The sequence below is a fragment of the Nonomuraea sp. NPDC050022 genome (assembly GCF_044460705.1).
In the GTDB taxonomy this organism is placed as follows: Bacteria; Actinomycetota; Actinomycetes; order Streptosporangiales; family Streptosporangiaceae; genus Nonomuraea.
Map to the genome: position 1 here is coordinate 212,316 of NZ_JBITKE010000015.1, position 21,665 is coordinate 233,980.

A 21,665-nucleotide genomic window follows, 5' to 3' on the forward strand; every position below is an offset into this window, starting at 1 on the left:
TCGTTACCTGGCGAATGGCGGATTTCTCGTGACGCCGGTCACTCTCGCGAACCGGCGCAGCGCTCCCGGGGAGATCCTCGACAGCGCGTAGCCGATCTTCCCTTCCGCGTTGACCGGCACAACGGCCTGGTCACGGTGTACGGCCCGGAGGATATGAGCGGCGACGCGCTCGGGCGGGTAGCCGCGGCGGGCCAACCCTTGTTCGGCCGAGTCCCTCATGTCCGCTCCGACGTACGTGGCGTTGTGCGCGATGGGCGTGGACACGAAACCGGGGCAGATGACGCTGACTCCGATGCCCTGTCCGGCCAGCTCCGCTCTCAGGCAGTCGCTCAGCATCTTCACCGCCGCCTTCGAGGTCGAGTAGGCGGGCAGCAGTCGCGACGGTACGAACGCGGCCAGCGAGGCGATGTTGATGATGTGGCCGCCTTCTCCGCGTTCGACCATCTGGGCGGCGAACAGCCGGCAGCCGTGGATGACGCCCCACAGGTTGACGTCGAGAGTCCTGCGCCAGTCGTCGACCGAGTGGTCGAGGAACGGCCCACTGACCGCGATCCCGGCATTGTTCACCACAATGTCCGGCACTCCATACTCAGTGCGGATATTTCCGGCGAAGTCTTCCATCTGGGTGGTGTCGGCGACATCAACTCGTACGGCGTGTGCCGTACCGCCGAGGTCCTTGGCGATGCCGTCAGCCGTACGAGCCGCCGCCTCGCGATCGAGGTCCGCGCAGACGACCTCGGCGCCGTGCGCCGCGAAGGCCCGCGCGGTGGCGCGCCCGATGCCGCTGCCCGCGCCGGTGATCACCACCAATTGCCCGTCGAACGCCTTGCGCCCCTCCTCGACACGGTCCCCGCGCAGGCTCCTGGTCGGCGCGCCGCCGTCGACGTGGGTGGCGAACTCGGCGATCATCCTGGCGACGACGTCGGGATGGCTGCGCTGGACCCAGTGCCCGGCCGCGATCTTGCGATGCCAGAACCTGGGGACCCCCTCCCCCAGCGAGGCCAGCAACGCCGGGCCGACGAACGGATCCCGGGTGGCCTCGATGAGCTGAACGGGCACGGCAACGGCCGGATCACCCCCACGAGCACCCTCGCGGCCCCCGGTTCGATCGGCCACCTCGCCGCCGGAGCGGTCGGAGTGGCCGCCCATGTTGCTTCGGTAGAGGTGCAGCCCGTTGCGGGCGTCGCTTCTCAGGGTGCCGGCCGGGTGGCCCGGTCTGGGTTCGAGGCCCTCGTCGCGCCGCATCGACCGCTCCAGGACCCGCGGCATGAACGTGCTCCAGGCCAGCTCGGGCAGCACCGGGAGCCGGAAGGCGCCGATATACCAGGACCTGACGGCCTGCGCCAGGACGTCGCGCCGCCTGCCGTGCCGCATGAAGTGGCGCGCCTGCGCGAGCCCAGGACCGCCGAAGCTGGTGAAGGAGGCGATGCGGTCCCGGATGCCGGGACGGGACACGGCGTCCCAGCCCTGCAGCGAGCCCCAGTCGTGCCCGACCAGGTGAACCCTGGGCTTGCCGATCGCGTCGAGCACCGCCGCCAGATCGGCCGCGAGCCGGTGGAAGGCGTAGTCGCCGGTATGGCGTGGGGCCGTTGAGGCGCCCGCACCGCGTACGTCATAGCGGACCACGTGGAAGCGGCCACGCAGTCGCTCGGCGACCTCGTCCCAGACCCGGTGCGTGTCCGGATAACCGTGGACGAGCACGATCGTGGGGTCGCCGGGATCGCCCTCCTCGAAGACCGCCAGCCGTACGTCATCGGACTCGACCCAGCGCATGGCGACCTCCTATTGGACGTTGAGTCCAATGATAGATCTCGTCAAGGGCGGGCTGCCAGCCCCGTACAGGATCGCAGGGCCCTCCAGTCGGCCACCGCCTGTGTCTTGGCCGTGCCCGTCATCGGGATCGGTATACCCCCCTGGATGGTGGCGGGCGTCCACTGATCCTTGAGCACCTTGCGGCCCTTGATGGTGAGGGTCAGCACGCCGGTCCTGCCGGTGGTGGCGGCCGTGGAGTTGTAGAAGACGAAGTTGCCCAGGCCGTAGCTGACGTAGCCGTTGCCGATGTACCCGGCGCCGAGCAGGATGTGCGCGTGCCCGCCGACCACGACGTCGGCGCCCGCCTTGACCAGCTTCGGGCCGAGCGCGAGCTGCGCCGGGTTGGGGCACTTCTGCATCTCGGTGCCCCAGTGCAGGTGCACGATGACGGTGTCGGAGTTCTTGCGCGCCTGCCGTACGGCCTGGAGCAGGCGATCCTCGTCCTTTGCCGACGCGAGCCCGCCCTTGTCGGGCGTCGCCGTCCACGCCTGGATGAACTCGGCGTCGAGCACCTGCGTGGCCCCGATGATGGAGACGCGGTTGCCGTTGACGGTCTTCCTGTACGGCTTGTAGGCCTGCGTGGAGTTCGCCCCGATGCCCACGATCGGGAACTTGCTGCGCTTGATCGCCGCCAGCGAGTCGGCGAGCCCGGTCTCCATGTAGTCCATGCCGTGGTTGTTGGCCATCGACGCCACGTCGACCCCGGCGGCCTTCAGCGCGCCGAACGCCGTCTCGGGCGCCCGGAATGTGTACTGCTTGCCGGGCGCGGGCGTGCCACCCGTCGTGATCGCCGTCTCCAGGTTGACCATCGCCAGGTCGGACGAGCGCAGCACCTGGGCGATCGGTCCGAGCGCCGTGCGCGGCGCGGCGAGCCGGTTACGGAGCCCGCCCTCGAAGTGCACGTCCCCGCCGAACGAGATCGTGTACGGCTTCCGGGTGGGGGCGGTGGGGGTGGTTTTGACGGGCGCTTCCTTCGGTTTCTCCGCCGCCTGTTCGCTCTTCAGCGGCTGCTTCGACTCGGCCGCCGAGCACGCGGCGGCCGAGGCCAGCAGCACGGCGAGGGGCGCCGCGAGAAGGGGGCGGGGGACTCTCATATGTGCGGCTACTTCCGCTCGATCCTGACTTTCAGCCATCGAGCATGCCATGAGCGGATGAATCGCGCGCTACCTAGGGGCGCTGACCTTTGGTCATGAGGCCGGTCATGAGGCCGAGGCGCCGCAGGGTCACGACGGCGAGGCAACGCCGGCCGTGGAGCGGGATCATGACGCCGAGGCAGCGCCGGCCGTGGGGCGGGGTCACGACGCCGAGGCAGCGCCGGCCATGAGGCGGGTCATCGCGTCGAGGCACCGCTGGTCCTGCGGCGAGTAGACGATCATGCGGGTCTCCGGCGCCGATGAGAGGTGGAAGCTGGTCGTGCTGAAGCCGATCCGGCCCATCTCACGATGCTCGTACGTCTTCACCCGCGGCCCGGGCTCGGCCACGTCCTGCCTGGCCCACAGCCTGGCGAACTCGGCGCTCTCCGCGGCGAGCCGCCGGACGAAGTCCTGCCAGCACGGGTCGTCGGTGTGGCGGCTGTAGGCGCCCCTGAAGACGGCGACGGCGCGCGGCAGCTCCTGGTCGCGGTTGACGAGCATGGTCGTCCACGAAGGGCTGACGAACGTCTGCCAGAGCGAGTTGCGCTCGCACTCCGGGGCGTCGACGATCTCGGGGAAGATCGTCGCGTAGGCGGGGTTCCAGGCCAGCACGTCGCAGCGGCTGTTGGTGATGCACGCGGGCATCGCGCCGAGCTGGTCGAGTATGGCCTGCATCTCCGGGGTCACCGGGGTGGAACCGGCCAGGACGGGTGTGCCCGGCTGGCCCGCCAGCCGGTAGAGGTGCTCCCGCTCGGCGGTGTCGAGCCGGAGCGTACGCGAGATCGCGTCGAGCACCTGGCCGCTGGCGTTGATCGGCCGTCCCTGCTCCAGCCACGTGTACCAGGTGACGCCCACCCCGGCGAGCTGGGCGACCTCCTCGCGGCGCAGGCCGGGAGTGCGCCTGCGGGGCCCGGGCGCCAGATCCACCATCTCGGGGGTGATCCGCTCGCGCCGGGTGCGCAGGAACGCCGACAAATCGGAGCGCCTTGCCTCTGCCACGGTCACCCCTTCACTATGGTGGAGCGGGCGTAAGCCATCCAGGTGCTGTTAATACCAGTATAAAGGGGCTCTCGTTACTGGTACTGGTTTGCCGCCAGACTCTATCTATGACCCAATCTGCCCATCTTGCTCCCCCAATCCCGGCCGTACAGCCGGAGAAGGGCAAGGCCAGCGGGCTGCTCCTGGCGATCATCCTCGTAGGACAGTTCCTGGCCATCCTGAACGTCAACATCGTCAACGTGGCCACCCCGACCATCGAGGCCGATCTGCACTCATCAGGTGCCGGGCTGCAGATGATCGTGGCGGGCTACACCATCGTCTACGCCGTTCTGTTGATCACCGGTGCCCGGCTCGGCGACCTGCTCGGCTACCGCAAGGCCTTCCTCGCCGGGCTCGCCTTTTTCACGATCACCACGCTCGCCGCGGGCCTCGCGCCCACGACCGGCACACTGGTCGCCGCCCGGCTCGCCCAGGGCGCCGGGGCGGCGCTGATGATGCCCCAGGTCATGACGCTGATCCAGCGAAACTACCAGGGCGCGGCCAGAGGCCGGGCACTGGGCCTGTGGTCGGCGGTGGTGAGCGGTGGCATCGTGGTCGGCCAGGCGCTCGGCGGGATCCTGCTCGGGCTCGGCGCCGGGTGGCGGATCGTCTTCCTCGTGCTGGTGCCGATCGGCGCGCTGCTGTTGATCGCGGGGCTCCGGGTGCTCCCCGCCGACCACGGTGGCGGTCAGGGCGGGCTCGACCCGTGGGGCCTGGTGAGCCTGTCGGCCGCCGTACTGCTGTTCGTGGTGCCGCTCGTGCTGGGCAGGGACCTCGGCTGGCCGCTGTGGGGCTGGGCCTCGATGGCGCTGAGCGCGGTGGTCTTCGTGGTGTTCGTCCGCGTCGAGCGTTGGGTGACGAGCCGCGGCGGCCGGCCCCTGGTCAACGCGCGGGTGCTGCGCGCGCCCGGCATGCGGCCGGGGCTCGCCGTGCTGCTGCTCGGGCCGGCCACCTGGGGCGCGTTCCTGTTCACCTCGGCGCTGCACCTGCAGGGTGACCTGCGCCTGTCGCCGCTGGCCTCGGGCATGATGCTGGTGCCGTGCGCGCTGGCGTTCGCGCTCGTGGGGCTCTGCTGGCCGCTGCTGCCGCCCGGCCTGCAGCGCTCGCTCGTGCCCTTCGGCTACGTGGTGGCCGCGCCGGCCTACCTGGGGCTCGGGCTCGCATCCGGGGGCGGCGTCCTGTACGCGGTCATGAGCGCGCTCATCGGCGCCGGACTCGGCGTGCAGGTCGCGGTGACCAACATGGCGACCCAGCAGGTGGACGACGTCTACGCCGCCGACGCGAGCGGGGCGCTCCTCACCGTGATGCAGCTCGGCCAGGTGATCGGGGTGTCGACTGTCGGCACACTGTTCATCTCCCTGAGCCAGGGCGGGGGCACCGGCTCCGCCTCGATGGCGACCGCCGTGGCGCTCGCGGCGCTGGCCGTACTGGCCGGGTTGAGCTCGATCTTCCTCGTACGGCGCCGCTGAGACTCTTCTTGGTACGGCGTCGCTGAGACCCGTACCAGTCCTTTACTTGAATCATTCAGGTTTAGCACTAGCGTGTCCGGATATGGGGGACAACGACCTAATTCGCCAGGCAGGCCTGCGGGTGACCGCGGCCCGCGTGGGGATCATGCGGACCGTGCGCGAAGGCGACCACCTCGATGTGGAAGCCGTTCACCGCAGCGTGCTCGACCGCGTGGGTCAGGTGTCCCTTCAGGCCGTCTACGACTCGCTGCACGCGCTGCACCAGGCCGGACTGCTCCGCAAGATCGAACCCATGGGCAGTCCGGCGCGCTACGAGGCCAGGGTGGGTGACAACCACCACCACCTGGTCTGCCGGCGCTGCGGCGCCATGACCGACGTCGACTGCGCGACCGGGCTCGCCCCGTGTCTGGTGCCCGTCGACGCGGCCGGATTCGTCGTGGACGAAGCCGACGTCACCTATTGGGGCGTCTACCCGAGCTGTCAACGATGATTTTCGGAGGACCGCGCTGATGACGAACAGGCCCATCTCCACCGACGACGCCGGCATTCCCGCGCCGAGCGACGAGCATTCGCTCTCCGTCGGCCCCAACGGCCCACTTCTTATGCAGGATCACTATCTGATCCAGAAAATGGCGCACTTCAACCGGGAACGTGTTCCCGAGCGCGTCGTACACGCCAAGGGCGGCGGCGCCCACGGTGTCATGCAGATCACCGAGGACGTCAGCCAGTTCACCAAGGCCGGCCTCTTCCAGAAGGGCAAGGAGACCCCGCTCTTCCTGCGCTTCTCGACCGTCGCCGGCGAACTCGGCAGCCCCGACACCGCCCGCGACCCGCGCGGGTTCGCGATCAAGTTCTACACCGAAGAGGGCAACTACGACCTCGTCGGCAACAACACCCCGATCTTCTTCATCCGCGACCCGCAGAAGTTCTCCGACTTCATCCACAGCCAGAAGCGCCGGGCCGACAACCACCTGCGTGACAACAACATGCAGTGGGACTTCTGGACCCTGTCGCCGGAGTCGGCGCACCAGGTCACGTTCCTCATGACCGATCGCGGCATCCCGGCCTCGTGGCGACACATGCACGGCTTCGGCTCGCACACCTTCCTCTGGTACAACGCCGGGGGCCAGAAGTTCTGGGTGAAGTACCACTTCAGGACCGAGCAGGGCATCAAGAACTACACCGGCGAAGAGGCGGCCGCGCTGCTCGTCGACCCCGACCACCACATCCGCGACCTGCACACGGCCATCGAGGCCGGCGACCATCCGTCGTGGAAGGTGAACGTGCAGATCATGCCGTTCGAGGCCGCGGCCGACTACCGGTTCAACCCGTTCGACCTGACCAAGGTGTGGCCGCACGAGGACTACCCCGAGATCACGATCGGCCGGTTCACCCTGAACCGCAACCCGCGCAACTACTTCGCGGAGGTGGAGCAGGCCGGCTTCGAGCCGTCGAACCTGGTGCCCGGCATCGGCGCCTCGCCGGACAAGATGCTGCAGGGCCGCCTGTTCTCCTACCCCGACACGCACCGCTACCGGATCGGCCCCAACTACCTGCAACTGCCGATCAACCAGCCGCGGGCCGCGGTCAACTCCTACAACTTCGACGGTCCGATGACCTTCAGCAACTCGCAGGACCCGGTGTACGCCCCCAACAGCGTCAACGGCCCGGCTGCGGACCCGGCGTTGTACGCGGGCGAGAACTACCAGGTGGCCGGCGAGATCATCCGGTCCGCGTACACCAAGCACGCCGAGGACGACGACTACGTCCAGCCGCGCGCCCTCTGGGAGAACGTGCTGTCCGAAACGGACCGCGCGCACCTGGTGAGCAACATCGTCGGGCACGCCTCGGCCCCCGAGGTCACCTCGGAGATGAAGCAGCGCGTCGTGGAGTACTGGAACAACATCCACAAGGACCTGGGCCAGGGCGTCTCCAACGGCCTCGGCCTCTCCTGACCCCGCACGTGAAACAGCCCGCGCCCATGTGCGGCGCGGGCTGTTTCCGCAGTGGGCGGTCCAAATTGTGGGTGAACCAAATGGAGGGCAGAGGGCTCTTCGGCTGGAGTCGTCAGACCGTACTCCGCGATCGAGGGCTGATCCTCTGCTTCGAACCAGGTGTGGCTAGTTGATCTCCAACGCGGTTCAGGCCAAGATATGAAGATCTTCAGATCTCGCGTACAAGGTCGAACTGGAGTCGTGGCGGCCCTGATGGTGTTGTGCCAGCAACCTGCCAGGGCCGTTTTTCATGAAGCGGTAGCGGCGAGCGAGGTCAGGTCGAACTCGCCATCGCGGACCCCGGCCGTAAAGGCGGCCCATTCACTCGGCGTGAAGACCAGGACGGGACCGTCCTGCTCCTTGCTGTCCCTCAAAGCGACGTTTCCGTCGGCAAGGGGTGCGACTTCGACGCAGCTGCTCGCGCCGTTGCAGAAGCTGCTCTTCTGCCAGGTCGCTACCACGGGATCGATGTACATTTTCTCCCCAAACGGGCGAAAGGGGCACCATTGCCCCTTGTTTGATCTTTGTCGCTAGCCCCGCCACATCATGGCCTTGCGCTGGATGAGGACACGTGACTCGTCCTCGTCAAGCGCTTGGGACTTGATGTAGTCGAAGGCTGTCTCATATCCGGCCACACGTTCGAGGTCTTCGACGAAGTGAGCCGTGTAGAGCTGCTCCAGGTATACAACATCGTCGAATTCCGCGAACTTCAGATGGATGAACGCTCCCGTGTTGACGGGGTGTAGTGCTTCCGTCGCCAACACCTGCACGCTGACGTGCGGCAACAGCGACATCTCCAGGAGATGTTCCATCTGCGCACGCATGACCGAGGGCTCACCGAAACGACGCATCAGCGCCGGCTCGTCGAGCACGAAGCGTAGCTGGGACGGCTGTGGGCGATGCAACACCCGCTGCTGCCGATCCAGGCGCGCCTCGACCCGGCTCCGGACACCGCTGTGCGTGATCCGTGAGATACCACGGACGGAAAGGACGACCTCCCGTGCGTAGTCCTCAGTCTGGAGGAGACCAGGCACGATCTGGGGTTCCCAGTTGCGCTGGAATGTCGCCTCCGCTTCCAGCCCGAGGAATCTTGTGTATTCCTCCGGGAGGGCGTCTTCGTAATCTTCCCACCACCCACGCTGATCCGCATCCCTCAGCAGGGCGAAGAGTTCGTCACGTTTCTCACTGTCGATCTTGTAGAGCTCTGCCAATGCCTTGATGTCCTCGGCACTTGGCATGGTCTTGGCGGCTTCGATCCGGCTGATCTTGCTGGGACTCCAGCCCAGATCGCCGGCCGCCCTGGCCCCCGTCAGCTTCTTTCGCTCGCGGAGGAGGCGTAGCTCCTGACCGAGCCTGAGCCTGCGAACAGTCGGACTGCCCTGCTGCGATGGCACCGTCCACTCTCCTCGTCGGGAATGAAGGTGAAGGTGTAACGGTGAAAGGCCACTTAGCCGTTCGATCAATCTTACACTGCAACTTGCACGAGCACTGCCACTGAGGCTTGCCGTAAGGGTTTCACGGAGTGAGCGTAAGGGGCAAGAGGGGGCCTAATCCGGAGCGGGCAGCAGCCGACGACCTCCCTGAACCGCTCGTGCGCCAGAAGCGCCTGACAGTTGATGTGCAAGTTGCACCGCAAAGTATCAAGCAAGGTCCGAAGAAAACTAAATCTTCTCTTGCTGAATGTATTGCACCAGGCCCATCCGGGAGAGACGATCGAGCCCTGGAAGGTAACCGACGGATGGGGGGCCGAGATGACGACACGGCCTACCACACCGGGCCTACCGCTCTTCATCGCTGGCGGCCACGCGGGCCGCACCTCCGGCAACGTCGCCGTCCCGGATTTGAATCTCTGCCCCAGGGAGGCCGCTTGCCGGAAGGACCCCGCACACATCTGACTGACCACAGCGCATGTCGCTCATTCGAGCGCGCAGAAACACCAGGAAGCCGGACCCAGGCTGACCACCTATTAGCCGCTCAAAAGGGCTGCCACCCTGCGGCGCCACCGGTCATCAGCCTGCGATCCGGCGAAAGAACCCACCTCGAGTAATGCCGCGAAAGAGGTGTTCCATGTACTCACAAGGTACCAAGGGACTCAGCCGAATCAAGACCCGGATCCGGGAACTCATGGCATGGGCGGATCGAGAGATCTGCATGGAGCCGGATGAGTTCGCCTACCGGCGCGGCTGGACCGTCGCCAAGGTCGGATTCGGTGCTCGTCGCTACCGCGACCCCCGATTCGACCAGCTCACGATCCCCTCCCGAATCGCCGAGGAGGTGTCCTGAGATGTCGAGGAACCCGCGCAACCAGATCTACCCCGCCAACGAGGACCTGCCGCCCGGCCGTACCGGCCTGCTGGCCAGGCTCTGGCGGATTCGTACTGAGTTGCTGCTGATCGGGGCGCTCAGCCTGTTCGTGTTGACCCTCCTGGGCGCCACCCAGCAGGGCCGGTGGTGGCCGTTCATCATGCTGACCAGCGCGATCTCCGCGCCCGCGGTGACCAGGACCGGTCGCAACTGGGTGATGGCGCACTTCTGGTGCGTGGCGTCCAGGCACCGGCTGCAGAAGACCTGCCTGGAGACCACCATGCACACCCGCGCGGGCAAGATCCCGCTGGTGTTGTGGATCACGCCCACGCGTACGGGTGAGAAGGCCCTGGTGATGACCAGGGCGGGCATCTCCGCCGCGGAGTTCGAGGCGTACGCCGAGGAGATCGCGGCGGCGTGCTGGGCCAGGAGCGCCAACGTCTACCGGCACCGCAAATGGGCGCACCTGCTGATCGTGGAGATCGTCCGGCGTGAGGAGCTGCCCGGCGCCGTCTCCCCCGGACTCGACCGGCTCTACGGCCGCGCCTGGGCGTCTCTGAGGACCGACCTCGAGGAGCCCCCTGATCTGGCCAGGCCGTTCGCCCTGCCGCAGGTCGGCTGACGGCCTGCCCATGACCTGGGGAGTGGCGGCTCGGGCCTGGGCCGGACGCTCCCCAGTGCAAGCCCCGGAGACCGCGGGGGCTCCGGGGCTTCCCCATATGTGTCGTACGAGCAAAGATGAGTTCCACCGACGAACTCAGGAGCCGTGATGACGTCGACCGTTCACCGGACCTGTCCCCTGTGCGAGGCCGTGTGCGGCCTGACACTCACCCTCGACGAGGGCGGGCACGTGACGAGCGTGCGGGGCGACAAGGAGGACCCGTTCAGCAAGGGCTTCATCTGCCCCAAGGGCGCCAGCCTGGGCCGCCTGGACGAGGACCCCGACCGGCTGCGCAAGCCGCTGATCAGGGAGGGCGAGCTCTGGCGTGAGGTCGGCTGGGACGAGGCGTTCGCCGCCGTCAAGCAGGGCCTCGACCAGGTCACGGAGCGGCACGGCCGCCAGTCGGTCGGCGTCTATCTCGGCAACCCCAACGTGCACAACATGGCGGGCCAGCTCTACGGCACGCCGCTGCTCAAGTCCCTCGGCACCCGCAACATCTTCTCGGCCAGCACCGCCGACCAGATGCCCAAGCACGTCGCCAGCGGGCTGATGTTCGGCCATCCGCTCGCCGTCCCGGTGCCGGACCTCGACCGGACCGACTACCTGCTCATGCTGGGCGCCAACCCGCTGGAGTCGAACGGCTCGCTGTGCACCGCGCCCGACTTCCCCGGCCGGCTCAAGGCGCTGCGCGCACGCGGCGGCCGGCTCGTCGTGGTCGACCCCCGCCGCACCAGGACCGCCGGGCTGGCCGACGAGCACGTGTTCGTACGGCCGGGCACCGACGCCCACCTGCTCTTCGGGATCACGCACACGCTCTTCGCCGAGGACCTGACCACGGTGTCCCACGAGGTCAACGGCCTGAACGAGTTACGCGAGGCGGCCAAGCACTTCCCGCCCGAGGTGGTGTCCCGCCGCACCGGCGTGCCGACCGAGGTGATCGTCCGGCTGGCCAGGGAGCTGGCGGCGGCCAGGACGGCGGCCGTCTACGCCAGGATCGGCACGTGTACGGCCGAGTTCGGCACGCTGGCCCAGTGGCTGGTGGACGTGCTCAATGTCCTCACCGGCAACCTCGACCGGCCCGGCGGCGCCATGTTCGCCAAACCCGCCACCGAGTTCGGTCTGGCCCGCCGCCCCTACACCCTGGGCCGGTGGAAGAGCCGGGTCAGGGGCCTGCCCGAGGCCAACGGCGAGTTGCCGGTCGCCACGCTCGCCGACGAGATCGAGACGCCCGGCGACGGACAGATCCGGTTCCTCCTCACCGTGGCCGGCAATCCGGTGCTCTCCGCGCCGCACGGCCCCCGGCTCGACGCGGCCTTCGGGCGGCTCGACTTCATGGTCAGCGTCGACCCCTACCTGAACGAGACCACCAAGCACGCGAACGTCATCCTGCCGCCACCGCGGGCCCTCCAGTCGGGGCACTACGACTTCGCCCTGCTCAACTTCGCGGTGCGCAACTACGCCCGCTACTCGCCGCCGTCGCTGCCGCTGGACGGGCAGCCGTCGGAGGCGCAGATCCTGGCCCGGCTGACCATGATCGCCTCCGGGCTGGAGGGCGATCTGGACGAGTTCGTCCTCGACCAGATGCTGCGCAAGGCGGTCGATCTGCCGGGCTCGGGCGTGGAGGGACGCGACGTGGCCGAGCTGCGGGCCGCGCTCGAAGGCGATTGCGGGGCCGAGCGACGGCTCGACCTGATGCTCAAGCTGGGCCCGTACGGAGAGTGGGCGGGCAAGGGCGACCTGTCGCTGCGCAAGCTGCTCGACAACCCGCACGGGCTGGATCTCGGGCCGCTGGAGCCCCGGCTGGGCGAGGTGCTGAGGACCGCCTCCGGGGTGATCGAGCTCGCGCCGCCGCAGCTCATCGAGGACGTCGAGCGGCTGCGCGGCGGGCTGGAGCAGGAGCCGCCGGACATCGTCCTGATCGGGCGGCGCCACCTGCGCTCCAACAACAGCTGGCTGCACAACGTGGGCCAGCTGGTCGGCGGCAGCAACACCTGCACGCTCCAGATCAACCCGGCCGACGTGGCCAGGCTCGGACTCGACGGGGAGGCCCTGGTCCTCTCGGCCACGGGAGAGCTCAGAGTGCCGCTCGAACCCACCGACACGATCATGCCGGGCGTGGTCAGCCTGCCCCACGGCTGGGGACACGCGGGCAGCACCCAGCTGGTCGCCGCCGAACACGCGGGAGTTAGCGCGAACATCCTGACCGATGAGTCGGCAATCGACGTTCCGTCGGGAAATGCCGTGTTCAATGGGGTTCCGGTGACGATTTTGCCAACCGGGGTGATCACCGCACATTAAGGTGTCGCGCGTGACTATCGCACCAGAAGAGGACCGCCTGACCGCCCAGATCGCCTTCGCCGTCGAGATCGACAAGTTGAAGCGGATCATCCGCCGCAACCATCTCATGGACGGCTCACGGCGAGAGAACGACGCAGAGCACTCCTGGTACGTAGGCATGCTGGCCATGGTCCTAGGCGAGCACGCGCCACCCGACACCGACATTCAGCGGGTGGTGTCCATGCTGCTCGTGCACGACCTGGTCGAGATCGACGCCGGTGACACCTTCATCTATGACGCTGCCGCGGTGGCCGCCCAGCCCGAAGCGGAGCGGGCCGCCGCGGACCGCATCTTCGCGCTGCTCCCGGGCGAGCAGGGCGCGGCGATGCGGGCGCTCTGGGACGAGTTCGAGGCCAGGCAGACGCCGGAGGCGAAGTTCGCCCGAGCGCTCGACCGCTTCGCGCCGATCCTGGCCAATCATCACACCGAGGGCGGCACCTGGCCGCTGTTCAAGGTGACGGCCGCGCAGGTCAAGGAGAAGGTACGGCTCATCGAGGACGGCTCGCCGTCGCTCGGGGCGTACGCGCTCGAACTGGTCGAGCTCTCCATCGCCAGGGGTCACCTGTCCGAGTGATGCCCTTATGGCCGGGGTAGGGGACTTGTCGTGAAAGAGAAAGTACGAGCGAGAAGGCGGCAGTCGCGGCGTTTTGTGGGGCCGGTCGACCTGGCCGACCGGCTCGAAAGGTCCAAAGTCATGGACGAGCCGATCCGAGTGCTGGCCAAGGCCATACGCAAGGGGATCCGGCCGGGACGGTTGCGCGACTGGCTGCATGGCGTGCCCACGGGCAAACCGCTGCACCCGCCGCTCGCCTCCTTCAGCTTGGGCTGCTGGATGTCCACCGCGGTGCTCGACTGGACCAGCACCGATCCCCGGGCCGCGCGACTGCTGCTGGCCACGGGCATCGGCAGCGCGCTGCCCACCGCGGCCGCCGGCCTGACCGACTGGTCGTCTCTCCATCGCGAGCAGCAGCGTGTCGGGTTCGTCCACATGCTGTCGAACGTGACCGCGCTGGGGTTCTTCTCCGCCTCGCTCCTGGCCCGGCTGCGCGGGAACGAGCGCGCCGGCAAGATGCTGACCGTCGCCGGTCTGAGCGTCGGCGGTCTCGGCGCCTACCTGGGCGGGAATCTGGCCTATCGGCAGGCGGCGGGTGCCAACCACGCGCCCCAGGTCACCCATCTCGTACCGCTGGGCTGGCACGACCTTTGCCTGGTCAACGACCTGCCTCAGGGTCGCCCCGTGTCTCGGCGGCTCGGCTACATCCAGCTCTTCGTGCTGCGGCACAGCTCCGGCGTCACCGTGCTCGCCGACCGGTGCTCCCACCTCGCGGGCCCGCTCCACCAGGGCCGGCTCATCGTGGAGAACGGCGAGGCGTGCGTGGTCTGCCCCTGGCACGGCAGCACGTTCCGGCTGGTGGACGGGTCTGTCAAGCACGGTCCGGCGACCGCGCCCGCGCCGACGTTCGAGACCCGGATTCGCAGCGACGGCACGCTCCAGGTACGACCGAGCATGACCTGAGCTGTTCCAGGTACGGAGCTTGACCTAAACATTGGTTGAAGTTCTACGGTCCTGTCCATGAGCAGAATTCTGGTGACCGGCGCGACCGGCAACGTAGGCAAGCACGTGGTCTCCCAACTGGCCGGGGCGAGCCTCCAGGTCCGGGCCCTGGTCCGCGACCCGGACCGGGCGAAACTCCCGGAAGGGGTCGAGGCGGTCAAGGGCGACCTGTCCGTCCCCGAGACCCTGGAACCGGCGCTGAAGGACGTCGAGTCCGTCTTCCTGATCTGGCCCGGCTTCGCCGCCGAGACCGCCCGGGACGTGGTGGAGGCCATCGCCGCCCACGCGCGCCGGGTCGTCTACCTGTCGGCCGACGTCGAGGATCTGGCCGATGGTGAATCGCCGACACTGTTCCACCAGGAGGTGGAACGGCTGATCAGGCACACCGGCCTGAGCTGGACGTTCCTGCGGCCCGTCGGTTTCGCGGCCAACACGCTCGGCTGGGCCGACCAGGTCAGGCAGGGCGTGGTGCGCTGGCCGTACGGGGAGGCGCGCAGGTCGTTGATCCACGAGAAGGACATCGCGGCGGTGGCCGTACACGTGCTGACCTCTGCCGGGCACGGCGGGGGCAAGTACGTCCTCAGCGGGCCCGAGCAGCTGTCACAGGCCGAGCAGGCGCGGATCATCGGCGAGGCGGTAGGCCGGGAGGTGCGGTGGGCGGAGCTGCCGCTGGACGTCGCCCGCGAGCAACTGCTGGCCGCCTGGGGCGACGCCCGGTTCGTGGACGGCGCGCTCGCGGGCTGGGGCGCGTTCGTGGACACGCCGGAGCGGATCACGGACACGGTCCCGAAGCTCCTCGGCCGCCCCGCGCTGACGTTCCGTCAGTGGGCTACCGACCACGCGGCCGACTTCCGCTGACGTCGCGCCTGAGCCCGCCGACTCCCGCCCTTCCACTCCCCCGACGGGGGTTCCTTGTCACGACGGGCCGTCTTCATCCTCTCCCCGCAGGGGCATCCCTCCGTGGGCACCCCAACCACCACGGACCGGCTCTTCCCATCCCGAAGTGGGTCATCCCCAGGGACCCCCATGGACCGTCTTCGTCCTCCCCCCGAAGGGGGATTCTCCCAAAGGGACGTCAGCCACCACGGACCGTCACAGGAGCCGAGACGGTCGCGTGACGACCCCCGAGGCGGGTCAGCTCTCGTCGGCCGGATGTTCCACCAGGGCCAGGATGCGGCTGGACATGAACCGCGCCGTACGCACCGCGGTGCCGCTCCTGGTCACCTCACTGACCTCGACCAGCCCCCGCCGCGTGGCCACCTCGACACGGCGGCCCGCGCGGGTGGCGGCGATCTCGTAGGTGCGCGGGGATGAGTCGCCCGCGTCGATGACGATCTCCACCCGATCACCCTTCATGTACGGATTTATACCCAGAATGCCCGGTATTTATCCGTACACTAGTTTGATAATCGCCACAATCCCCACACACACGATGATGCCCCGCAGCACCGGAGCCGGGATGCGGCGCCCGACCTTGGCCCCCACAAACCCACCCACCGTGGCCCCCAGCGCCACCGCCAGCACCGCCCACCAGTCCACGTGGGCGATGAAGACGAACAGCACGGCCGCGGTGCCGTTGACGATCAGGGAGAGCACGTTCTTGGCCGCGTTCACCCGCTGCAGGGGTTCGGTCAGGAAGCTGCCGAGCAGCCCGATCAGCAGCACGCCCTGGGCCGCGCCGAAGTAGCCGCCGTAGATCCCCGCTCCCAGCACGCCCAGCCAGAGCAGCACCCCGCCGTGGGGATCGTCGTTCCGGCGCCGGGCCGACAGCCAGCCGTTGAGCTTGGGCTGCACGACGACCAGCACGCAGGCCAGCCCGATCAGCACCGGGACCACGACCTGGAAGACCCGCGGGTCGAGGAACAGCAGCAGGATCCCGCCGATCAACGAGCCGATCGCCGAGGCGGGCCCGAGGCGCAGCAGCCGTTCGCGCTGCCCGGCGAGCTCGGCGCGGTAGCCGTACGCGCCGGTGAAGGAGCCGGGCACCAGGCCGATGTTGTTGGAGACGTTCGCCACGACCGGGTCGATGCCGACGGCCACGAGCGTGGGAAAGGTGATCAGCGAGCCCGACCCGACCACCGCGTTGATGGCTCCGGCCGCGACCCCCGCCGCGAACACCGCGACCGCCTCCCACACTGTCATCCGACAGAGCTTAGAGGCGGATCCTTTCCCGGCTACAGGTCGGGGTCATCCTTGGGCGGCGAGAAGAGACCGCCCAGATTCTCCAGCGCCCGGCCCATCTCCGACGGGACGATCCAGATCTTGTTGGCGTCACCCTTGGCGATCTCCGGGAGCATCTGCAGGTATTGGTAGGCGAGCAGCCGCTGGTCCGGTTTGCCCTCGTGGATGGCCTTGAACACCATCCCGATCGCGTCGGCCTGCCCCTTGGCCCGCATGGCCTGCGCCTCCGCCTCCGCCTGGGCACGCAGCACGGCCGCCTCCGCCTCGCCACGGGCGCGCAGGACCGCCGCCTGCTGCTCGCCCTCGGCCGTCAGAATGGCCGCCTGCCGCTGCCCCTCCGCGGCCAGCACCGCGGCCCGCTTGTCGCGGTCGGCGCGCATCTGCTTCTCCATCGAGTCCTGGATGGAGGAGGGCGGGTCGATGGCCTTGAGCTCGACCCGGTTGACCCGAATGCCCCACTTGCCGGTCGCCTCGTCGAGCACGCCGCGCAGCTCGGTGTTGATCTCCTCGCGGGAGGTCAGCGTGCTCTCCAGGTCCATGCCGCCGACCACGTTACGCAGCGTGGTGACGGTCAGCTGCTCGACGCCGACCAGGAAGTTCGCGATCTCGTAGGTGGCCGCCTTCGGATTGGTCACCTGGAAGTAGATGACGGTGTCGATCGAGACCACCAGGTTGTCGGAGGTGATCACCGGCTGCGGCGGGAACGAGACGACCTGCTCGCGGAGGTCGATCAGATCCTTGATCCGGTCGACGAACGGCACCACCAGGTTGAGCCCCGGTTTCAGCGTGCGGTGATAGCGGCCGAGCCGCTCGATGATCGCCGCGGTCGCCTGGGGAATGATGCGAACCGTCCGCGTCACCCCGAACCCCACCGCTGCGACCACGACGATGGCGACGATGAGCTGCTCCGTGGACATGCCAACGCTCCGAGGCCGAGGGGATCGCCTTCGTAGATGCTAATGGGCGTTCAGCGGATTGACGCGATCTAGTGCGCGCGGGCCTACCAACGGCTAGTGCGCGCGGGCGTACCAGCGTCCTTCGGCGCTGCGGTCGAGCGTCAGCGGCACCCCGAACGTCTGCGACAGGTTGTCGGCCGTCATCACATGCTCCAGCGGCCCCTGGGCCACGACCGAGCCGTGCTTGAGCAGCAGCCCGTGGGTGAACCCGTTGGGCACCTCCTCCACGTGATGCGTGACCAGCACCAGCGTGGGTGAGCGGAGGTCGTTGGCGAGCACCGACAGCCGGCGTACGAGGTCCTCCCGGCCGCCCAGGTCGAGCCCGGCCGCCGGCTCGTCCAGCAGCAGCATCTCGGGGTCGGGCATGAGCGCGCGGGCGATCTGCACCCGTTTACGCTCACCCTCGGACAGAGTGCCGAACCTGCGCCTGATCAGATGCGCGGCGCCCATCATGTCGATCAGCTCGACGGCCCTGGTGACATCGTTGGAGTCGTATTCCTCGGTCCAGCGGCCCATGATCGCGTAGGACGCCGTCAGGACCAGGTCGATGACCTTCTCCTCCGGCGGAATGCGTTCGGCCAGCGCGGCGCTCGCCAGACCGATGCGGGGCCGCAGGTCGAAGACGTCGGCCTGACCCAGCCGCTCGCCGAGCACCTCCACGATCCCCTCGCTTGGATAGAGCAGCGTCGCCGCGACCTGCAACAAGGTCGTTTTGCCTGCTCCGTTCGGCCCGATGACGACCCAGCGCTCGTCCTCGTTGACCGTCCAGTCGATGCCGCGCAACAGGGCTGCTCCGTCGCGCCGGACGGCGACGTCCTGGAGCCGCAGCACCTGACCACCCATCCCCGTATCCCTCCTTTAGGAGTAACGCTCGGGACAAACCTATTGCAGGGCGAGCGCATATCGTGGATCGGTGCTCCCTGAATCACCTGTCTCTCCTCCGCTGGTCGCCTGGGGCAACGCCTGGCTCGCCGGTCACGTCGGTCTCGACGAGGCCGTGGACCGGGTCGAAGCCGCCACCGGTCCCGCCGTCGTGGGCCCCGCCCTCGTGGGTCCCGCCGAGATGCCCGGCTCCCCGGCCGAGAGCCCTGCCGTGGGTCCCGTCGCGGGCGATGTGCCGTTGCGTGCCTACCTCGCCGAGCTCCGATCCGACGGGCTGACCGAGCTCCGCCTCGCGCTGCCCGCACCCGGCGACCCGCTCGGCCTCTCCGGGCCGCCCGCCTTCAACGCGGCCGCGGTGGAGGCCGGTCAGGCGGTCATCGCGGTGCTCTCGGACCACTGCCTCGGGCTGGTGCCATCGCCCGACCTGCGCGGGTCGTCCTATGTGGGGGTACGCCTGGGCGTACACCCGTCGGGGCCCGTACGCGTGGACCTGCCTTCGGTGGCCGAGGCGGAACGGGAGCTGTCGATCGCGATGCGCTCGGCGACAGACGCGCTGGCCTCGGTCGACGGACCCGCACCGGAGCGGCCCGACCGGCTGGGACGGCTCGGCGGCGAACTGGCCCCCGGCTATCCGGGACGGGCGCACCGCGTCTCCACCCTGGCCACACGGCTTGACGCGGTGCTGCGGGTGGCCGACGAGAGGGGACTCACTTCGGGCCAGATCGCGGCGAGCGGCGAGGCCCTGCGGGAACTCGACCGGGCGGTACGCCGCGCCCTCGTAGCCGCACATCACTCCATCTTCGAGCCGGTCAGGCCGTAGCCGCACGCGGGTTTCGTGACGGTCAGACGGCGGCCGTGAGTTCCCTTGCGCGGGACCTCTTCAGGCAGACCGCGAGGGCGCCCGCGCACAGGACGGCCAGCAGGAGTGTGGTCGGCAGGCCGGTGAAGGGTCCCGCCAAAGCTCCCTCATCCGTCAGCGGGCTCGCCTTCGGCTGGCCCAACAGGAGCACGGTCATGCTCGGCGACCGCTGACCCTGCGTGGTCACCGCGACGACACTGATGGCCGGCCAGAGCGGGATGTGGCCGCGGGCTGGCTGACCCGGCACGAGCCGGGGCTGTTCGCGAGGGCGGAACGCTCCGTATGCGACCCGGCTGCATCGTTACGGTACCGCGCCCTCCCTAGCGCCCACCTCGGGGGCGATGGCGGGGGTGCGGTCAGGCCGGATCGGGGTCAGCAGCACCGCGGCCAGGGCGCCTGCCAGGGCGAACACGTAGAAGCCCCAGGGGTAGGCGATTCCGGCTGACAGCAGGGCGCCGCCGAGGAGGGGGCCGGTGATGGCGCCGAGCCGACCCACTCCGGCGGTCCATCCCAGGCCAGTAGCCTTGGCGTGGGTGGGGTAGACGCGCTGGGTGTAGGCGTAGATCAGTGCTTGGGCGCTGAAGACGAAGAACCCGGCCAGGAACACCACCACGTAGAGCCCAGCCGCGGGAAGCCGGACGCTCAGCATGGCCAGGAAAAACGCGGCGCCGGCGAACCAGCCGATGGCCGCGCCACGTACTCCCTTGCGGTCGGCCAGGGCACCGGCCACCAGCATGCCCGCCACCGCGCCGACGTTGAGCGTCAGCAGCAGCGCCAGCGCGGCACCCAGGGGGTAGCCGGCCTGTCGCATGATCTGCGGCAGCCAGGTGTTGAGCCCGAACACCAGCAGCAGGCCCAGGAACGTGGCCGCCCACAGCAGCAGTGTCGTCGGCAACAGGCCTCGCTGGAACAGTCCCACCACCGCGCGGCGTCCTGCCCTGGCCGATCCGCCGGGCTCGGCGGCCTGCAGGTGGAAGCTCGGCGACTCGGGAAGGTACTTCAGCAGCAGCGGCACCAGCATCAGTGCCGGCAGCGCCCCGGCCACGAACATCACCCGCCACCCGTAGGCGGGGATCAAGACGATGCCCAGCAGCGAGGTGAGGACGGCACCGGTGTGGTAGCCAGTCATGACGATCGTGGTCGCGCTGGCGCTTTTGCCCCGGCCGGCCTGGTGCTCAGCCACCCGCGTGATGGCGGTTGGCAGGCAACCACCGAGCCCGATCCCGGCCAGGAAGCGCAGTGCGCCGAACACCACCAGTGAGGGGGCAGCCGCGCATGCCAGGGTGAACAGCGAGAAAACGGCCACGGACACCACCAGTGCCATGCGCCTGCCGATCATGTCGGTGACGGTTCCGATGGCCAGCGCGCCGATCGTCATCCCGACCAGACCACTGGTCGACACCATCGAAGCGGTCGCCGGGGTCATTCCCCAGACGTGCCCGTTCAGGAACACCGGCAGCACCACGCCGAGGACCACCATGTCAAATCCGTCCAGCATGACCGCCGTCCAGCACAACGGCTGGATCCATCGGCCGTGTTTCGTCGTGGAGTCCATTGGACCTCCCTGATCCGCCGAGCCGGGCACTCCACTGTGGCCGCCCGCGCTCGATCCGGGCAGTCTAGGAACGCTGCGGCACACCGGCTACACTGCGCTTCCGTCCGGCGGAAAGCAGGTCAGGAGGTGCCGGATGGGCGGTAACACGCGTGATACCGGACGTAGCACGGCCAGCCGCTTGCTGGCGCTGCTCGGCGCATTTTCCTCCGTCGCGCCGGTGCTGACGTTGAGCGAACTGGCCGAGCGCAGCGGTCTGCCGATCGCCACGGCCCATCGTCTGGCAGGGGAGTTACTCGACTGGGGTGCGCTGGAGCGCACCGCCGACGGCCAGTTGCAGATCGGGCTGCGACTGTGGCACACCGGCGCCCTGGCGCCGCGGCACCGCAATCTGCGCTCGGTCGCCTTGCCCTTCATGGAAGACCTGTATGAGGCGACGCACGAGAACGTTCAGCTGGCTGTACGTGACGGTATCGAGGCCGTCTTCCTCGACAAGATCTCCGGACGGCGATCGGTGGGCACGCTCACCACGGTCGCCGGACGGCTTCCGTTGCACGCCACCGGTGTCGGGAAGATCATTTTGGCCTTCTCCGAGCCTGAGTTGCTGTCCACGGTGGTTGCCCAGGGCCTGCGGCGCTGCACTCCGCACACCATCGTGCTGCCGCGCCTGCTCTGCACGGCGCTCCGCCGCGTGCGGGAGCATCACGTGGCGTTCTCCCTGGAAGAGATGACGATCGGCGCCTCCTCGGTGGCCGCCCCGATCTTCGGCCCGGACGGAGGGCTGGTCGCGTCGCTGGCCTTGGTCGTACGGTCGACGACGGGCGTGCGGACGCTCAGCGCCGCCGTTCGCACCGCGGCGCTCGGCGTGACCAGGAATCTCGACGCGTTTTCCGCCGGGCGAAACTAGCGACTCGACGGCTGCTGCCGCGGAG

22 protein-coding genes are annotated in these 21,665 nt (G+C 68.6%); 11 read left to right on the top strand and 11 right to left on the bottom strand.

Annotation, left to right across the window (positions count from 1 at the left end; translation table 11 throughout):
- Positions 1-3: 3 nt before the first annotated feature.
- The 3 genes from ACIBO2_RS48325 to ACIBO2_RS48335 form a co-directional block, all read right to left on the bottom strand.
- Positions 4-1,773 carry an SDR family oxidoreductase gene (locus tag ACIBO2_RS48325; RefSeq protein WP_397304479.1) on the bottom strand — a complete coding sequence of 590 codons (1,770 nt, stop codon included), beginning with the start codon at positions 1,771-1,773 and terminating at the stop codon, positions 4-6.
- 41 nt (positions 1,774-1,814) lie between these two features.
- A complete protein-coding gene (locus ACIBO2_RS48330) occupies positions 1,815-2,906 on the bottom strand; it encodes a CapA family protein (RefSeq protein ID WP_397304480.1) in 1,092 nt (363 codons plus the stop codon).
- A 201-nt stretch (positions 2,907-3,107) separates the two neighbouring features.
- On the bottom strand, positions 3,108-3,944 hold the full coding sequence (locus ACIBO2_RS48335) for a helix-turn-helix transcriptional regulator (protein ID WP_358546673.1): 837 nt from the start codon (positions 3,942-3,944) through the stop codon (positions 3,108-3,110).
- A 107-nt stretch (positions 3,945-4,051) separates the two neighbouring features.
- Here ACIBO2_RS48335 and ACIBO2_RS48340 point away from each other — a divergent pair, with 107 nt between their 5' ends.
- From ACIBO2_RS48340 to ACIBO2_RS48350, 3 genes are all read left to right on the top strand, one after another.
- Positions 4,052-5,452, top strand: coding sequence for an MFS transporter (locus tag ACIBO2_RS48340; RefSeq protein WP_358546676.1), 1,401 nt, complete (start codon positions 4,052-4,054; stop codon positions 5,450-5,452).
- A gap of 82 nt (positions 5,453-5,534) precedes the next feature.
- A complete protein-coding gene (locus tag ACIBO2_RS48345; protein ID WP_397304481.1) occupies positions 5,535-5,942 on the top strand; it encodes a Fur family transcriptional regulator in 408 nt (135 codons plus the stop codon).
- 19 nt (positions 5,943-5,961) lie between these two features.
- Complete coding sequence (locus ACIBO2_RS48350; protein ID WP_358546682.1) at positions 5,962-7,407, top strand: catalase; 1,446 nt, start codon at positions 5,962-5,964, stop codon at positions 7,405-7,407.
- 287 nt (positions 7,408-7,694) lie between these two features.
- On the opposite strand, the gene ACIBO2_RS48355 is transcribed toward ACIBO2_RS48350, so the two are convergent.
- The gene (locus ACIBO2_RS48355; RefSeq protein ID WP_358546685.1) at positions 7,695-7,922 is read right to left on the bottom strand and encodes a DUF397 domain-containing protein; all 228 of its coding nucleotides are present in this window, start codon (positions 7,920-7,922) and stop codon (positions 7,695-7,697) included.
- Between the two features lie 54 nt (positions 7,923-7,976).
- Entirely contained in the window at positions 7,977-8,840 is an 864-nt protein-coding gene (locus ACIBO2_RS48360; RefSeq protein ID WP_358546688.1) for a helix-turn-helix transcriptional regulator, read from the bottom strand.
- A gap of 673 nt (positions 8,841-9,513) precedes the next feature.
- Between ACIBO2_RS48360 and ACIBO2_RS48365 the strand changes: the two genes are divergently transcribed.
- From ACIBO2_RS48365 to ACIBO2_RS48390, 6 genes are all read left to right on the top strand, one after another.
- A complete protein-coding gene (locus ACIBO2_RS48365; protein ID WP_358546691.1) occupies positions 9,514-9,729 on the top strand; it encodes a hypothetical protein in 216 nt (71 codons plus the stop codon).
- A gap of 1 nt (position 9,730) precedes the next feature.
- The gene (locus tag ACIBO2_RS48370) at positions 9,731-10,372 is read left to right on the top strand and encodes a hypothetical protein (protein ID WP_358546694.1); all 642 of its coding nucleotides are present in this window, start codon (positions 9,731-9,733) and stop codon (positions 10,370-10,372) included.
- Positions 10,373-10,519: 147 nt separating this feature from the next.
- Complete coding sequence (locus ACIBO2_RS48375) at positions 10,520-12,709, top strand: molybdopterin-dependent oxidoreductase (protein ID WP_397304482.1); 2,190 nt, start codon at positions 10,520-10,522, stop codon at positions 12,707-12,709.
- A 1-nt stretch (position 12,710) separates the two neighbouring features.
- The gene (locus ACIBO2_RS48380) at positions 12,711-13,322 is read left to right on the top strand and encodes an HD domain-containing protein (protein WP_358546700.1); all 612 of its coding nucleotides are present in this window, start codon (positions 12,711-12,713) and stop codon (positions 13,320-13,322) included.
- A 120-nt stretch (positions 13,323-13,442) separates the two neighbouring features.
- The gene (locus ACIBO2_RS48385) at positions 13,443-14,264 is read left to right on the top strand and encodes a Rieske 2Fe-2S domain-containing protein (RefSeq protein ID WP_358546703.1); all 822 of its coding nucleotides are present in this window, start codon (positions 13,443-13,445) and stop codon (positions 14,262-14,264) included.
- Positions 14,265-14,321: 57 nt separating this feature from the next.
- On the top strand, positions 14,322-15,161 hold the full coding sequence (locus ACIBO2_RS48390; RefSeq protein WP_397304483.1) for an NAD(P)H-binding protein: 840 nt from the start codon (positions 14,322-14,324) through the stop codon (positions 15,159-15,161).
- Between the two features lie 276 nt (positions 15,162-15,437).
- Here ACIBO2_RS48390 and ACIBO2_RS48395 read toward each other — a convergent pair whose 3' ends face one another.
- The 4 genes from ACIBO2_RS48395 to ACIBO2_RS48410 all read right to left on the bottom strand — a co-directional run bounded on the left by ACIBO2_RS48395 (position 15,438) and on the right by ACIBO2_RS48410 (position 18,283).
- Positions 15,438-15,659 (bottom strand): hypothetical protein, encoded by a 222-nt coding sequence (locus ACIBO2_RS48395; RefSeq protein WP_357954555.1) that lies wholly within the window; start codon positions 15,657-15,659, stop codon positions 15,438-15,440.
- A 30-nt stretch (positions 15,660-15,689) separates the two neighbouring features.
- Positions 15,690-16,445 carry a sulfite exporter TauE/SafE family protein gene (locus ACIBO2_RS48400; RefSeq protein WP_358546709.1) on the bottom strand — a complete coding sequence of 252 codons (756 nt, stop codon included), beginning with the start codon at positions 16,443-16,445 and terminating at the stop codon, positions 15,690-15,692.
- 32 nt (positions 16,446-16,477) lie between these two features.
- Positions 16,478-17,401 carry an SPFH domain-containing protein gene (locus ACIBO2_RS48405; RefSeq protein WP_225299057.1) on the bottom strand — a complete coding sequence of 308 codons (924 nt, stop codon included), beginning with the start codon at positions 17,399-17,401 and terminating at the stop codon, positions 16,478-16,480.
- A 93-nt stretch (positions 17,402-17,494) separates the two neighbouring features.
- Positions 17,495-18,283 (bottom strand): ABC transporter ATP-binding protein, encoded by a 789-nt coding sequence (locus ACIBO2_RS48410; RefSeq protein ID WP_225299059.1) that lies wholly within the window; start codon positions 18,281-18,283, stop codon positions 17,495-17,497.
- Between the two features lie 70 nt (positions 18,284-18,353).
- On the opposite strand from ACIBO2_RS48410, the gene ACIBO2_RS48415 reads away from it, so the two are divergent.
- The gene (locus ACIBO2_RS48415; RefSeq protein ID WP_397304484.1) at positions 18,354-19,142 is read left to right on the top strand and encodes a hypothetical protein; all 789 of its coding nucleotides are present in this window, start codon (positions 18,354-18,356) and stop codon (positions 19,140-19,142) included.
- A gap of 22 nt (positions 19,143-19,164) precedes the next feature.
- Here the strand turns inward: ACIBO2_RS48415 and ACIBO2_RS48420 are convergent, their stop codons facing one another.
- Both ACIBO2_RS48420 and ACIBO2_RS48425 read right to left on the bottom strand, forming a co-directional pair.
- The gene (locus tag ACIBO2_RS48420) at positions 19,165-19,428 is read right to left on the bottom strand and encodes a hypothetical protein (protein WP_397304485.1); all 264 of its coding nucleotides are present in this window, start codon (positions 19,426-19,428) and stop codon (positions 19,165-19,167) included.
- Positions 19,429-19,482: 54 nt separating this feature from the next.
- Positions 19,483-20,736, bottom strand: a complete 1,254-nt coding sequence (locus tag ACIBO2_RS48425) for an MFS transporter (protein ID WP_397304486.1) — start codon at positions 20,734-20,736, stop codon at positions 19,483-19,485.
- Positions 20,737-20,869: 133 nt separating this feature from the next.
- Between ACIBO2_RS48425 and ACIBO2_RS48430 the strand changes: the two genes are divergently transcribed.
- Entirely contained in the window at positions 20,870-21,640 is a 771-nt protein-coding gene (locus ACIBO2_RS48430; RefSeq protein WP_397304487.1) for an IclR family transcriptional regulator, read from the top strand.
- Positions 21,641-21,665 lie beyond the last annotated feature (25 nt).